This window comes from Uniformispora flossi (assembly GCF_049534875.1).
Classification (GTDB): Bacteria; Actinomycetota; Actinomycetes; order Streptomycetales; family Streptomycetaceae; genus Yinghuangia; species Yinghuangia aomiensis.
In genome coordinates this window covers 188,887-202,288 of the sequence record NZ_JBMULZ010000017.1, presented here as the reverse complement: position 1 = coordinate 202,288, position 13,402 = coordinate 188,887, and the positions used below count along the sequence as shown (strand labels likewise).

The following is a 13,402-nucleotide window of genomic DNA, read 5'->3' as shown; positions in this document are numbered from 1 at the left end:
GTCCGCGACCTCGCGGATCACGTCCCAGTCCGGCGCGTTGCCGACCAGGTTCGGCAGCAGGATCGCCTTCGTCTTGTCCGACACCGCCGCTTCCAGCAGCGACACGTCCACGTTGAACGTGTCCGGCTCCACGTCGATGAACACCGGCACCGCACCCGCACGCACGATCGGCGCGACGTCCGTGGAGAACGTCAGCGGCGAGGTGATCACCTCGTCACCCGGCTGGAGATCCAGCAGCTCGACCGCCAAATACAGCGCCGACGAACCCGAGTTGCACATGATCCCGTGCCGCTTGCCCGTCATCTCCGCCACCCGGCGCTCCATCTCGGCGACATTCGCACCGATACCGAGCTTCCCGCTGCGCAGGACACGGGTGACCGCTTCGATCTCGGCCTCGTCGTAGACGGCGGAGATGTACAGCACGCGCTTGTCGTCAGTCATCGAAGTCCTTTCACGACCCAGGGGATGCGGGCCCGGAGGGAATGCACTCAGCGGACACAAGGCTCACCCTAAAACATGGTCATCATGGCCATGATTAGCGAGACACGGCAAGTGGGGACTCAAAAGATAGCTATGTTATGCCGGTCACACGCCCCCGCTGGAGGCTCCGGCGCGGTGATTGTCGCCCCGGTCAGGAGGCGGAGATCGGCCCGTCGACGGGGCCGCGCTCCCCGGCCTCGACCGGATGGCTTCCGTGCGTGCTCAAGGGGAACGCGTGTGCGCCTTCAAGGTGACGGACCGCCAGACGGTAGGCGCCCACCTCGTCCCCGGCCGCGATGAGTTCGATCAGCTGCGCATGCTCGAGAGCGCCGGCCAGCCGGGTGGTTCGGCCCGTCTCACGCAGGCCCTTGCTCATCCACAACGCTTCCTGCCGGCTCCACAGTTCCTCGATCGCGGACAGCAGGATCTGCATCGTCTGGTTGCCGCACGTACGCACGATCGCTTCATGGAACCGACGGGTCGCGCGGACGTACACCGCGCCGTCGTCGAGATGCCGGAGCATCTCGTCGTGGACCGCCTCCAACGCGGGCACGACCGCATGATCCCGGTCGGGACGCCGCGCGCAGAGGCCGACGCACACCGGCTCCAGTGAACGCAAGGCCAGCGACAGGTCCTCCAACGGGACCCGGCGTTTGTGCATCACCATGCCGAACATGTACGCGGCGTCCTGCGGGCGCGGCGCATGGACAACGGCTCCGCCGATCTTGCCCCGGCGCACCGTCACCAAGCCTTCGGTCTCCAAGATCCGCATCGCCTGCCGCAGCGTGGTCCGGCCCACCCGGAACTCGGCCAGCAGATCGTCCTGCTTCGGCAGCACGTCGCCGTCTTCGAGCACGCCGTCCAGGATGCGCCGCCGAAGGACACTCGCGACCGCCTCGGCCACGGCTCGGCTACGGGGTTCCCAGTCGGGGACGCCTCCGGCCTGGGGCCCCTCGGCTTCGCGGTCCACTTGCAGGCTCACTCCCGGTCGGGCCAGCCGGGCACCGGCCGTCGCACATGGATCATGACCCTCTCACGATATCCAGCGGGCGCTCGTCGCGGGCGCATGGTCAGCCGCGGTCCGTTATGCCGGGAGGCTGTCCGCATCCACCGCCTTGCGCAGGCGTCCGTACGCCTCCGCAGCGGCCCGCGCAACGGCATGTGGCGGAAGTCCATTGAGCTCGTCCGAGAACACCTCCACTCCCCAAGGAGCAATACAGCCACGCCGGTGCAGGTCGGCGAGCAACGCGCGCAAGGCCGGGTCGTTGGCGTCGGGCAGCAGCCGGGCCGTGACGGCCTCCTTCCGTAGGTCGTCGGCGGGTTGCCCTGCGGCGCTGCCGACTTGGATGCCCAGGACCGCTTCCACCGGTATGTGGCCCGGCAGCCCCGACCGGTCGCGGCCGCGCAGCGCGTGCCACGTGTCGAGCAGTAGGCCGCCGGCGGGGTGCGCGGCGCGTTCGACGATCTCCCATGCGGTGGACAGGTCCGGTATCCCGGACCAGCCGAACGGCTCGATGTGCGCGACGGCCCCGGCATCTGCGGCTTTGTCGCATACCGCGGCGAAGCTTCGGGCAACGGCGGCCGGGTCCTCGCGCACCGGCGCACCCGCCACCTCGATCACGGTCACCGAGCGCGCGCTGAGGACCTCGGCGACGTGCGCGAACTCGTCGGGCCCGTAAAGGCGGTGGCCGGCGAACGCGTCGTGGCCCGGAAGCCAGGCCATAGGTCCGTCCACTTCGGCTACGGTCAGGCCCAGTTCGCCCAGGAGGCCGCGCAGCGCGGCATCGCTCCAGCCCGCGGCACGGGCTTCCCAGTACTCGGAAACGAACACCGAGATCCCGGAGAACCCGGCGGCGGCGGCAGCCCGGGCAGTCGTCGGCAGATCGGCTCGGCGCAGCGTCGCGGAGCACAGCACAGCAGTCATAAAATAAACATGTCTAACATAGTTATGATCGGCGCCGTGCAGACCACCTGCAACCCATTCCTTTGCGTACGCGATACACATAAGATTCCCCGGGTCGGCCTGAAAGATGGGGCACCCGGAACGCAGCCTCCGGCTCTCGGCAGGATCGCCGCCGCCAGAGCGTGCAAGCCGAGGTGGTCACCGCGATGCGGTCCGGGCGGCGTCCCGAACTTGACCCGCGGCGCGGGCACAACGCCTCTCCGGCATGCCCCCAGAATCCACTCACAGGAGTAACCCGTGCACTACCCCACGGTCGGCCGGTCCGGCCTCAAGCTGTCCTCGCTCAGCCTGGGCTGCAACAACTTCGGCATGAAGATCGACCAGGAGACGGCGACGAAGGTCGTCGACGCGGCGCTGGAAGCCGGGATCACCCACTTCGACACCGCCGACATCTACGCCCAGGGCCGCTCGGAGGAGTTCCTCGGGAAGGCCCTCGGCGCGCGTCGCGAGGACGTCGTCATCGCGTCGAAGTTCGGCGCTCCGACCTCCCCCGGTCCGTACGGCGGCGGCGCGTCGCGCCGCCACATCATCCGGGCCTGCGAGAGCAGCCTGCGCCGCTTGGGCACCGACTACATCGACCTCTACTACCAGCACTACCCCGACCCGGACACGCCGCTCGAAGAGACGCTGCACGCACTGGACACGCTGGTCGCCGCCGGCAAGATCCGGTACACCGCGGTCTCCAACGTCGCCGCGTGGCAGCTTGCGGACGCCGCCCACATCTCGCGGTCCCGCGGCTTCGTCCCGTTCTCGGCCGTGCAGGTCGAATGGAACCTGCTCACCCGCGGCGCCGAATCCGAACTGGTGCCCGCGGCTGAACGCTTCGGCGTCGGTGTCATCCCGTACTACCCGCTCGCGTCGGGCCTGCTGACCGGCAAGTACCGCCGCGACGCGGCGTACCCCGAGGGGTCGCGGCTGGCGAGCCTTCCCTACTTCGCCTCGGTGGCCACGGACGAGAACTTCGCCGTGGTCGAGGGGCTGCACGCCCTCGCCGACGATGCCGGCATCAGTCTCGTAGGCCTGGCCCTTTCCTGGCTCGCCATGCAACCGTCGGTGGCCACCGTCCTGGTCGGAGCCACGAGCCCGGAGCAAGTGACGGCGAACGCGGCCGCGCTGTGCACTCTGCCCCAGGATCTGTTTTTCGACGCCGTCGGCGAGGCCGCCGCCACACGGTGACCGGTCCGATTCCGCAATCCCCACACCGAACGAAGGAGAGCACGATGTCATTTGCCCCCGCTCCGGAACGCTTTCAGGGCAAGAGCGCCTTGGTCACCGGTGCCGCGTCCGGCATCGGACAGGCGACCGTTCTTCGGCTGGCCGCCGAAGGCGCGAGCGTCCTCGCCGTGGACATCGCCGCGGAACGCCTGGCCGAGACCGCGGAGTCGGCCGCCGAGCTGCCCGGGAAGGTCGTCACCCGGGTCGCGGATGTCACCCTCCGGGACGAGTGTTTCGCCGCCGTCACCGAAGCGGTCCAGCAGTTCGGACGCCTCGACATCCTGGGCAACATCGCCGGCATCGCGCGCGCCGAGCACGTACTCGACGTCTCGGAAGCGGACTACCGGCGGATGATGGCGGTCAACACCGACGCCTGCTTCTTCCTGTCCCAGGCGGCCATCCCCCACCTGCTGGAGACCGGCGGCAACATCGTCAACGTGGCCTCGAACGCCGGGCTGATGGGGCAGGCCTACACCGTGGCCTACTGCATGTCCAAGGGTGCCGTGGTGCTGATGACCCGCTCTCTCGCCTGGGAGTTCATCAAGTCTCCCCTGCGCGTCAACGCCATCGCTCCGGGCGGCGTGGAGACGCCCCTCGTGAGCGGCTTCCAGGTGCCGTCGGATGTGGAATTCGACCTGATGGGCCGTTACGGGACCCCGCGCCCGATGGCGCAGGCCGAGGACGTCGCCGCGCTGTTCTGCTTCGTGGCGTCCGACGAAGCCCGCAACATCCACGGCGCCGTGCTCTCCACCGACAGTGGCGTCACCGCGGGATAGGTCGTGTCATGAGCGGCAACCCATCCTGCCGGGCTTCCACCCCGATCCGATGATCTGCCGGGCAGGCGACGACTACTACCTCGCAACGTCGACGTTCGAGTACTCGGCTACGTGGCGGACGGCGAGTTCCGTCGGCCGGCCGGCATCGACGGACGGTACCTGTCGACCGAAGTCGCCTCCGGCTTCACCGGCCGGGTCATCGGCATCGAAGCTCTGGAAAGCAGCGCGGTGGTCACCAAGTTCACGTACACCGCCCGCCCCGCCACGACCGGCTGACTCTCGCCGCCCGCCGTCGCGTGGCGAATCGCGCTCGGCCTCCAACAGCCACCGCCGCGTGGTGCCCGGGTCACCGGTACCACGCGGCGGTGTCGTCGTCATGAGCGCCGGAACATGCTGCGTTCGCCGTTCCGTGCGTAGTCAGTCGTACGAAACCGGGAACAGGCACGGGCACCTGAACCGTCCCGGCCGCTCTGCCTTCACGCGCACACGGGCAACACTCGTCGCCTGGCTGACCGCGCGGACACGGCAACCCTGGATCCGGCATCACCGCGCGCCGCCGACTCCCCCTCCGGAAGCTTCGCGCGGAGCGGACTCCCCCGGCCGTCGACGCACACGAACCTCTGCGCCGATGCGGTCGGCTCAGTGTTCACCGACCAATTCGGTCCCGGCACCCGGTATTTGCCGAGCGGGCTTCTCAACAGGTGCGAGGGACAGCGCCTGTTCGACCGGATCTGCGCCGTCGCCGGCGTCGACGAGCATGACGACCGGGACGGTGACGCCGTAGGCGACGTACCGCTGGATATGGGCCCGGCACTGGTCGGGGGTGCCGTGTACCAGCAGGTCGTCGATCAGGACGTCGGGGACTGCGGCCAAGGCTTCGCGCCGGTCGCCTCGGGCCCAGGCGTCCCACATGGGCTGGAGTTGGTCGGCGCGGCCGAGCCAGCGCTGGTAGGCGGCGTAGCCGGGCACGTTGAGGTAGAAGGTGACCATGCGGCGGAATGCCGCGCGGGCCGCGTCGGCGTCGCCCGTGGGGCAGACGAACATCCGGCACACGATTTCCTTGCCCGGGCCGCCTTCGTGGACGTAGGGGGCGACCTTCGCCACGTCGTCCGCCGAGAGCCAGTTGAGGATGGCTCCGTCCGCTTCGCGGCCGGCCAACCGGAGCATGCCCTCGCGCAGCGCGGCCAGATAGATGGGAGGCGGCGATTGCGGGGGCCGGGTGAGGCGGAAGCCTTGGACCTCGAAGGTCTCGTAGCGCTCGGCGACCCGCTCCCCCGCGAGTGCCGCGCGCAGGAAGCGCACGGTGTCCCGTACCCGTTGATAGGGCTTGTCGTAGGCCGCGCCGTTCCAGTTGTGGACGATCGGGCGCGAGGCGGCGCCCAACCCCAAGTGGAAGCGTCCAGGCGCGAGTTCGGCCAAGGATGCGGCGGTCATCGCCAGCAGGGCCGGGCCGCGCGTGAACGGGGAGACGATGGCCGTCCCCAGGTGCGCGCCGGGCGCGCCGGTCGCGGCGAGGGCGAGTGGGGTGAAGCCGTCGAGGCCGTCGACCTCGATGCTCCAGATATCCGTGTAGCCCGCCTCGGTCAGCCTGCGGGCGATGGCGGGGTGCTCGCCCAGCGGGGCCGGCACGGGAAGGGTCATGCCGTAGCGGTGCTGCGAAGGGTGAGGCATGGCAGGCAGGTCCTGTTCTGCGGCGATCCGTAGGTGAGCGCTGGACACGGCCGCGCGCACGAAAAGCGTCCGGCTAGGCGGTGAGTTCGTCCCAGAGCGCGGCCTCACCGTGCGCGAGTGCCTGGGCTCCGAGGTATTCGGCGCTGTGCGTCTCCGAGCCGACTTCGCCGGGCCACGCCCACAGGCGCTTGGTGTAGTGGTGCAGCGGATATTCGTGCGTCACGCCCATGGCGCCGTGGAGCTGGTGTGCGGTGCGGGCGCAGACCGCGGCGGTGTCGGCGGCGGTGACCGCGGCGGCCGCTGCCGCGGTGAGGCGGCGGCGCGTCGTCGCGTCCGTGGTGTGCAGCCCGACGGCTCGGTCGACCGCGGCGTCGACCTGGACGAGCGCGACCTTCATGGCAGCCAGTCCGGCCGCGACGGCCGGGATGCGGGACAGCGGCTTGCCGAACTGCTCGCGCTGCATCACATAGTCGCGTGTGAGCCGGTAGGCGCCTTCCGCCGCTCCGGCGACGGCGGCGGCGCGCAGCACCGTGTACCGGCCGCGGACCTCCGGCATCGGCGGCGCGAAAGGCAGCGGCGTGCCCACCGCGCCGATGACGGACAGCGTGTCGCGGGGTTCGCCGGCGAGGTTTTCCGCCCCGTCCACCTCGACGCCGTCTCCCGTCTCGATGAAGGAGGCGTCGTCGCCACCCCTGTAGACGACGACGCCTCCGCTCCGGCGCAGCCACGGCACGGCCGGGATGCGCAGTACCGCCATGTCCTCGCGGTACTCGCCGTCGACGGCGAAGGCGAGGGTTGTGGTGTCGTCGCCGTCGACCTTTCGGCCGTGCGCCAGGACCCAGGAGGCCAGGGCGTTTTCGCCGACGGGAAGCCCCACGGCCCGCTCGGCCAGCGCACGGACGACAACCGCCAACTCCGCGAACGTGCCGCCGGATCCGCCGCGGGCTTCGTCGACGCCGACGAGCGGCAGTCCGAGGTCGCGCAGCGTCGCCCAGAGGCGGTCCGAGCCGCGTTCGTCGAGGGGGACGCCGTCGACCACGTCGGCGACCAGTCCCCGCAGCTCGCGTGCGTTGTCGGTCATGGGCGGGTCTCCTGTTTGGCGATGATCGAGAGCAGGACGTCGGCGGCGCCGCCCCGGATCGTGAAACCCGGGGAAGCCAGGAGCGCCTGACCCCACGCCGCGGTCACCTCGGGCCGGTCCGGGCCGCATGATTCGCGGGCGAGCGCGATCACGTCGTTCTCGAAGGCATTCCCGAGGTACTTCAGCGTCGCGGCCTCGACCACGGGAGCCGCGCCGGCGTCCACGCTTTCCGCCACGTTCCGGGCGAGGCGGCGCAGCGTCGCGAGCCGGGCGACCAGTCGGCCGAGCGGGGCCTTCTGTTCGGGCCCGGCATGACCGAGCGCCAGGGCGAAGAGCGGGTAGGTGGACAGGAAGCGCTCCGGTCCGCCGCGTTCGAAGGACAGTTGTTCCGTCACCTGCCGCCAGGCGTTGCCGACGGTGCCGAGGATTCGGTGCCCGGGGACGAAGACATCGGTGAACACCACCTCGTTGAAGTGATGCGCGCCGGACAGATCGACGATGGGCGACACCGCCACACCTGACGTGTCCATGTCGACGATGAACTCGGTGAGCCCTTCGTGCTTGCGCTCGCCTCGTTCGGTGCGTGCCAGCAGGTAGGCGTGAGTGGCCTTGTGGGCGCCGGTCGTCCAGATCTTGCGGCCGTTGACGCGCCATCCGCCGTCGGTCGGGACGGCGGTGGTGCGCACGGCGGCGAGGTCGGATCCGGCGTCGGGTTCGCTCATGCCGAGGCAGAAGACGGACCTTCCCTCGGCGATGCCGGGCAGGATCTCGGCTTGGAGTTCGGGGCTGCCGTGCCGGAGCACGGCGGGGCCGATCTGCCGGTCGCCGATCCAGTGCGCGGCGACGGGTGCGCCGGCGCGCAGGAGTTCCTCGTTGACGGCGAGGCGGGCGAGCTGGCTGTGGCCGCCTCCGCCGACTTCGCGCGGCCAGGTCATGCCGATGAGGCCTTGGGCGGCGAGTTCGCGGCTGAAGTCCGGGTCGAAGCCGCGCATCCAGTTGTCGCTGCGCGGCTCGTAGCGGCCTTCGGCCTGCCATCGGCCGGTCAGGTCGCGGATCCGTTGCCGCAGTTCGTCGAGGTGCGGCCCGTCCTGCGGGGCCCGGGCCGCTGCGGAGGTCGCCTGGGGGGTCATGGTGCCTCCTCAGCGGCCGGTGTAGGTGCCGGGGCGCTTCTCCCGGAATGCCGCCATGGCTTCCTGCGAGTCCCGTGTGGAGGTGACGACGGCCTGGTGCGAGGAGATCAGGTCGAGCGCGGTGCGCAGGTCGTGCCGCTCGCCCTCGCGCACCGCCCGCTTGATGAGCTGCACCGCGATCGGCGGTTGCGCGGCCAAGCGGGCTGCGAACGCACCCGCCGCGTTTTGCAGTTCGTCATCCGGGTGCACCGCGCTCACAAGGCCGAGGGCAAGCGCTTCGTCGGCTGCGACGAAGTCGCCGGTCCACAGCAGGCGCAGGGCCGCGGCGGTGCCGACGATGCGCGGCAGGTACCAGCAACCCCCGTCGCCGGGCACGAGTCCGACGCGGACGTAGCCTTCGCTGAACCGGGCCGAGGCCGCGGCGATCCGGATGTCCGCCATCAGCGCCATGTCCATGCCCGCACCGACGGCGACGCCGTTGACGGCGGCGATGTAGGGCTTGGTCAGGGCCTCGGCGGCGAAGGCGACCTGGTGGATGCGGCTCGTGAGCAGGGTCTTCTCGGACCAGGGGGTGCGCTCGCGTTCGGCGAAGACGTCCAGGTCGACGCCGGAGCAGAACGCGTTCCCGGCGCCGGTCACCACGACCACGCGGACGTGGGGGTCCTGCTCCGCGCGGCGCAGCGCGTCGGCCCAGGCGTCCACCATCTCCAGCGTGAAGGCGTTCTTGTGGTGGGGCCGGTTCAGGGTGATGACCGCGATGTGGTCGGTGACCCGGTAGTCCAGATCCGGGGTGTCCGGTCCCGTTGTGCTCATGGTCTCTCCTTGGTGCGGTTCGGCTGGGGTCTCGGTCGGGCGAGTCGGCGCGTCGGCCGGGTTCACGGCACGATGCTGGCCCTGACGACTTCCCGCGCGTCCGCCGCGCGGAAGGCCTCGTTGATGTCGGCCAACGGGAACGCGGTGCTCTCCAGCCAGTGCTTCGGGAGGGTGTCGCGGACCGAGTCCAGGAAGCGCAGGCTCTTGCCGAGCGCGTCCGGCTCGTACAGCGAGACACCGATGATGCTTTTGTTGGTGAGGGTGAGCCGGGAGGGGTCGGCCTCGTAGGTCTGCCCGTGGCCGATGTTGCCGACGCTCAGGTACCGGCCGTAGCGGCCGAGCATTTTGATGCCCTCGCCGACCACCCCGGGCGAGCCGACGAGTTCCACCACGACATCCGCACCCCCGCCGGTGAGGTCCTGGACCCGCCTGACCCGCTTGCGTTCGTCGGGCTCGGCGCCGATGTCCACCACGGCATCGGCGCCGAGTTCCCGCGCGAGCTCCAAGCGTTCGGGGACCGTGTCAACGACCACCACCGCGCCGGCGCCGCGGGCCTTGGCGAGCGCGGTGGCGTACAGGCCCAGCCCGCCCGCGCCTTGGATCACCACGGTCTCCCCGAAGGTGAATTGCGCCCGGTCATAGGCCTGCATGACCTGGGACAGGGCGCAGTTCGCGCCGCTGACCACCTCGTCGGAGAGCGTCTCGGGGACCGGGTAGAGCAGCGCACCGGCCGGGAGAAGGAAGTAGTCGGCGAAGCCGCCGACGTAGTAAGGCGGCTCGGCGCTGCTGGCGAGCATCGCCATGCTCATCCGCGCGCATCCGGCACGCCGCCCGGTCACGCAGTACCGGCACGTGTGGCAGGGGAAGAAGTACGGGAACACCACGCGCGTGCCCTCGACGAGCGGCCCGCCCGCGGTGTCGTGGGTGACCCCGTCGCCGAGTCCCGCGACGACCCCGACCATCTCGTGCCCCAGCACCGTGGGCAGCTTGCCCCCGAGGCCCCGGGTGTTGAACCGGCCGTGCCACGCGTGCAGGTCACTGCCGCAGATGTTGGCCCGGGTCACTTTCACCAGGACTTCCCCAGGCAGCAGTCCGCGCCCCGCGAGCGACACCTCGCGGATCACGAACGGCTCGTTCGGGGCGGTGAACTGCGCTATGCGTCCGTCGAACACGGGTCGGCCTTCCAGGATCGCGCCGGACGGCGAAACCGAGGCCGACCGAAGGGGGCCGGCGGGCGGTGGTCCGACGATGCCAGGATCTTGTAATTCCTGCACATGAAATACATGATTGCGGGAGACGTCAAGAGCGGAAGCCGCCGGCGTACGAAACGTCGCACTCCGCCGCACCAGGAGGACGTGATGTCCCACTCCCCGCCAGAAGCGATCTACGTCGCAGGACGCTGGCGCAAGGCCGCCACCGACGACTTGATCGATGTGGTCGACCCGACAACCGAAGAGCTGCTCGCGCGGGTCCCCCGCTGTTCCCCGGCGGACGCCGGCCTCGCGGTCGCGGCCGCGCATGCCGCCCAGGACGACTGGGCGCAGGTCCCCCAGCCCGAGCGCATCGCCGCCGTCGGCGCCCTGCTCAAAGCCCTCGAAGCGCGCGCCGATCGCCTGACCGACGCGGTGGTCGGCGACGTGGGGACGCCGCTGCGCATCGCGGACAAGCTGCAGACCCACCTGCCCTTGGCCGCCGTGACCGGCTTTCTCGACGCCGCGCAAGGCATCGAAGACCCCGTCCGCGTCGGCAATTCGACCGTGCACCGCTCCCCCGTGGGCGTGGTCGCCGCGATCACCCCCTGGAACTATCCGCTGCTCCAAATCCTCGGCAAGGTCGTCCCGGCGCTGCTCAGCGGAAGCACCGTCGTGCTCAAGCCCAGCGAGGTGGCGCCTCTCGTCCCCTACCTGCTCGCCGAGGCGATCGACGAAGCCGGCCTCCCGCCCGGGGTGTTCAACATGCTGAGCGGCCTCGGCCCGGAGGTCGGCGCCGCGCTCGCCGCGCATCCCGACGTCGACATGGTGTCCTTCACCGGCTCGACGCAAGGCGGCCAGGCAGTCGCGGCCGCAGCCGCGCCCCGGATCAAGCGGGTAGCCCTCGAACTCGGCGGCAAATCCGCCGCCGTCGTCCTTCCGGGGGCCGATCTCGAACGTGCGGTCAAGGCTACGGTGAGCAGTTGCCTGCTCAACTCCGGTCAGACCTGCCTGGCTCTCACCCGCCTGATCGTGCCGCGGGCACACTACGCCGAGGCCGTCGAGCAAGCCGCGGCGCTCGCCGTCCGCTTCACCCCGGGCGACCCCCGCGACCCGGGGACCAAGCAGGGCCCGCTCGTCTCGGCCGCCCAGCGTGCCCGGGTCCGCGGTTTCATCGACCGGGCAACCGCCGACGGCGCGCGGATCGCGGCCGGCGGCAGCCAGGCCCCCGGGGGTCTGGACCGAGGCTTTTTCGTTCAGCCGACGGTCATCGCGGATGCCGACCCCGGCGCGGAGATCGCCCAGGAGGAGGTCTTCGGCCCGGTACTCGTCGTCCTTCCCCACGACGGTCCGGACGACGCCGTACGGATCGCCAACGGCACGCGGTACGGCCTCTCGGGTGCGGTCTGGGGCCCGGACGAGGAGTCGGCCGTCGCCGTGGCACGCCGGCTCCGCACCGGTCAGGTCGACGTCAACGGCGGCGCCTTCAACCCGGCAGCGCCGTTCGGCGGCATGAAACTGTCCGGCACCGGACGCGAGTTCGGCCGATTCGGCCTTGAGGAGTACTACCAACTGCAGTCGCTGCAGCGGTAGCCGCCGCAGCGCGGCGGCGGAAGCGGTCGGACGTCGCCGCGCATCGGGCGCGAGACGACAGCGGGCGGAACGAACCGGCAGTCCCGGTCCCCTCCGCCCGCATGGCGCGCCCACGCCGATCCGATGGCCCGCGCCTGCCGCTTCACCTCGGCCAACGGCACCGCCGGCATGGTGTCCAGTACGACGTGGACCTCCGCAAGCCGATACCGGCCCTCCTCGCGCCGCGCCACCGCCCGGACGATGCCGCCGGCCTGGTCGCCGGCGGTCAGCTCGCTGGTGCCTCCGCCACCCCACCTGGCTCGGCCGCGCTTCTCGGTGTGAACGCCAAAGGCAGGGAAGTGAAGCCGCGGGCCCATGAGCTCCGCACATGCCGAGGCTCCCCGACCACGGTGTAGTCGGGAATCGCGCCGAGGAGCTCGCGGAACGCGATGCGGGCCTCCAGACGGGCGAGGGGTGCACCGAGGCAGAAGTGCGGCCCGTGGCCGAACGCCGTGTGCCGCGGTCGGCGGCGGATGTCGAGCCGCTCGGGGTCGGGGTATTCGCGCTCGTCGCGGTTCGCGGAACCCCAGAGGAGTTGGACGCGGGAGCCCGCAGGGATCGTCGTGCCGTGGAGTTCCACATCCCGCGTCGTCTGCCGTCCGGACGTGAGGGTCGGCGGTTCCAGCCGCAGGATCTCTTCGATGGCCGCGTCGATCAGCTCCGGGCCGGCGACGAGTTCGGCTCGGACGTCGCGGTGCGTGTCCAAAAGCCGGATGCCGTTGCCGATGAGGTTGGTCGTCGTGTCGTTGCCACCGACCAACAACAGGAAACAGAACCCGAGCAACTCATCCTGCGTGAGGCGGCGGCCGTCGACTTCCGCGGCGATGAGCATGGTCATCATGTCGTCGGCGGGCCGGCGGCGGCGTTCCGCCAGCAGGTCCTCGAACACCGCGTAGACACGCTCCGCGACCGCCTTGCCGTCGTGTGGCACGGTCATCCGCATGAGCTGCTCGGTGTGCTCCCGCAGGCCGGGGCGAACATCCTCCGGGACGCCGAGCAATTCGCCGACGACATCGCTGGGCAGCACCGCCGCGAACTCGGCCATCAGGTCGCACGTGCCACGTTCGACGAAGGCGCCGATGAGCGTGTGCACCTTGGCAGTAATAGCGTCTTCCAACGCGGCCACCCGGCGAGGTGTGAACGCCTGCGACACCACGCGCCGGATCAGGCTGTGCGCGGGCGGATCCAGGTCGACCATCATCGGCTTGTGGTAGCCGGCTTCTTCGGTGACCGAACTGAAGGTCGCCCAGTCCGCGGACGCCTCCCAGACATCCGCGTGGCGGGAGAGCACATAGAAGCCAGTGCGGGGCTCCCGGTACACGGGGTGCAGATCGCGCAACGCCCGGTAGACCTCTGCGTGTCGGCCCTGGAAGTCCGGGGCTATGGGGTCGTAGAGCGCGGGCGGAAATTCGGGCATGGCAATCTCCCTCGATCGTTCGCGAGGGCTAACT

At 70.4% G+C, this 13,402-nt stretch carries 13 protein-coding genes and 1 pseudogene; 5 read left to right on the top strand and 9 right to left on the bottom strand.

All coding sequences use genetic code 11. The features are described 5' to 3' along the window. The 3 genes from ACPA54_RS30545 to ACPA54_RS30535 form a co-directional block, all read right to left on the bottom strand. A partial coding sequence (locus ACPA54_RS30545; RefSeq protein WP_423534630.1) for a DegT/DnrJ/EryC1/StrS family aminotransferase occupies positions 1–441 on the bottom strand: 441 nt, incomplete at its 3' end. Between the two features lie 190 nt (positions 442–631). Then, complete coding sequence (locus ACPA54_RS30540) at positions 632–1,450, bottom strand: FadR/GntR family transcriptional regulator (protein ID WP_423534629.1); 819 nt, start codon at positions 1,448–1,450, stop codon at positions 632–634. A 114-nt stretch (positions 1,451–1,564) separates the two neighbouring features. Continuing rightward, positions 1,565–2,404, bottom strand: coding sequence for a sugar phosphate isomerase/epimerase family protein (locus ACPA54_RS30535; RefSeq protein WP_423534628.1), 840 nt, complete (start codon positions 2,402–2,404; stop codon positions 1,565–1,567). A gap of 276 nt (positions 2,405–2,680) precedes the next feature. On the opposite strand from ACPA54_RS30535, the gene ACPA54_RS30530 reads away from it, so the two are divergent. The 4 genes and pseudogenes from ACPA54_RS30530 (at position 2,681) to ACPA54_RS30515 (ending at position 4,710) form a co-directional block, all read left to right on the top strand. Then, complete coding sequence (locus ACPA54_RS30530; RefSeq protein ID WP_423534627.1) at positions 2,681–3,619, top strand: aldo/keto reductase; 939 nt, start codon at positions 2,681–2,683, stop codon at positions 3,617–3,619. Positions 3,620–3,663: 44 nt separating this feature from the next. Then, a complete protein-coding gene (locus ACPA54_RS30525) occupies positions 3,664–4,434 on the top strand; it encodes an SDR family NAD(P)-dependent oxidoreductase (protein WP_423534626.1) in 771 nt (256 codons plus the stop codon). After that, positions 4,415–4,537: pseudogene (locus tag ACPA54_RS30520) on the top strand (family 43 glycosylhydrolase); the annotation flags it as partial. The gene ACPA54_RS30525 and the pseudogene ACPA54_RS30520, both read left to right, overlap by 20 nt. An 8-nt stretch (positions 4,538–4,545) precedes the next feature. After that, positions 4,546–4,710: a hypothetical protein gene (locus ACPA54_RS30515; RefSeq protein WP_423534639.1), complete on the top strand. Its 165-nt coding sequence runs from the start codon at positions 4,546–4,548 to the stop codon at positions 4,708–4,710. Between the two features lie 363 nt (positions 4,711–5,073). On the opposite strand, the gene ACPA54_RS30510 is transcribed toward ACPA54_RS30515, so the two are convergent. From ACPA54_RS30510 to ACPA54_RS30490, 5 genes are all read right to left on the bottom strand, one after another. After that, positions 5,074–6,105 carry an LLM class F420-dependent oxidoreductase gene (locus ACPA54_RS30510; protein WP_423534625.1) on the bottom strand — a complete coding sequence of 344 codons (1,032 nt, stop codon included), beginning with the start codon at positions 6,103–6,105 and terminating at the stop codon, positions 5,074–5,076. A gap of 73 nt (positions 6,106–6,178) precedes the next feature. Continuing rightward, on the bottom strand, positions 6,179–7,186 hold the full coding sequence (locus tag ACPA54_RS30505) for an acyl-CoA dehydrogenase family protein (protein WP_423534624.1): 1,008 nt from the start codon (positions 7,184–7,186) through the stop codon (positions 6,179–6,181). Next, positions 7,183–8,316 carry an acyl-CoA dehydrogenase family protein gene (locus ACPA54_RS30500; RefSeq protein ID WP_423534623.1) on the bottom strand — a complete coding sequence of 378 codons (1,134 nt, stop codon included), beginning with the start codon at positions 8,314–8,316 and terminating at the stop codon, positions 7,183–7,185. Before ACPA54_RS30500 ends, ACPA54_RS30505 begins: the two co-directional genes overlap by 4 nt. 9 nt (positions 8,317–8,325) lie before the next feature. Then, positions 8,326–9,129, bottom strand: coding sequence for an enoyl-CoA hydratase/isomerase family protein (locus ACPA54_RS30495; RefSeq protein ID WP_423534622.1), 804 nt, complete (start codon positions 9,127–9,129; stop codon positions 8,326–8,328). A gap of 62 nt (positions 9,130–9,191) precedes the next feature. Further along, a complete protein-coding gene (locus ACPA54_RS30490; RefSeq protein ID WP_423534621.1) occupies positions 9,192–10,301 on the bottom strand; it encodes a zinc-binding dehydrogenase in 1,110 nt (369 codons plus the stop codon). 186 nt (positions 10,302–10,487) lie between these two features. On the opposite strand from ACPA54_RS30490, the gene ACPA54_RS30485 reads away from it, so the two are divergent. Further along, entirely contained in the window at positions 10,488–11,912 is a 1,425-nt protein-coding gene (locus tag ACPA54_RS30485; RefSeq protein WP_423534620.1) for an aldehyde dehydrogenase family protein, read from the top strand. Between the two features lie 265 nt (positions 11,913–12,177). On the opposite strand, the gene ACPA54_RS30480 is transcribed toward ACPA54_RS30485, so the two are convergent. Continuing rightward, the gene (locus ACPA54_RS30480; protein ID WP_423534619.1) at positions 12,178–13,368 is read right to left on the bottom strand and encodes a cytochrome P450; all 1,191 of its coding nucleotides are present in this window, start codon (positions 13,366–13,368) and stop codon (positions 12,178–12,180) included. Positions 13,369–13,402 lie beyond the last annotated feature (34 nt).

What these genes read in the sequence shown, in the direction of transcription:
- ACPA54_RS30535 (WP_423534628.1), bottom strand. Translation starts at nt 2,404, where the DNA reads ATGACTGCTGTGCTGTGCTCCGCGACGCTGCGCCGAGCCGATCTGCCG.
- ACPA54_RS30525 (WP_423534626.1), top strand. Translation starts at nt 3,664, where the DNA reads ATGTCATTTGCCCCCGCTCCGGAACGCTTTCAGGGCAAGAGCGCCTTG.
- ACPA54_RS30510 (WP_423534625.1), bottom strand. Translation starts at nt 6,105, where the DNA reads ATGCCTCACCCTTCGCAGCACCGCTACGGCATGACCCTTCCCGTGCCG.
- ACPA54_RS30505 (WP_423534624.1), bottom strand. Translation starts at nt 7,186, where the DNA reads ATGACCGACAACGCACGCGAGCTGCGGGGACTGGTCGCCGACGTGGTC.
- ACPA54_RS30500 (WP_423534623.1), bottom strand. Translation starts at nt 8,316, where the DNA reads ATGACCCCCCAGGCGACCTCCGCAGCGGCCCGGGCCCCGCAGGACGGG.
- ACPA54_RS30495 (WP_423534622.1), bottom strand. Translation starts at nt 9,129, where the DNA reads ATGAGCACAACGGGACCGGACACCCCGGATCTGGACTACCGGGTCACC.
- ACPA54_RS30485 (WP_423534620.1), top strand. Translation starts at nt 10,488, where the DNA reads ATGTCCCACTCCCCGCCAGAAGCGATCTACGTCGCAGGACGCTGGCGC.
- ACPA54_RS30480 (WP_423534619.1), bottom strand. Translation starts at nt 13,368, where the DNA reads ATGCCCGAATTTCCGCCCGCGCTCTACGACCCCATAGCCCCGGACTTC.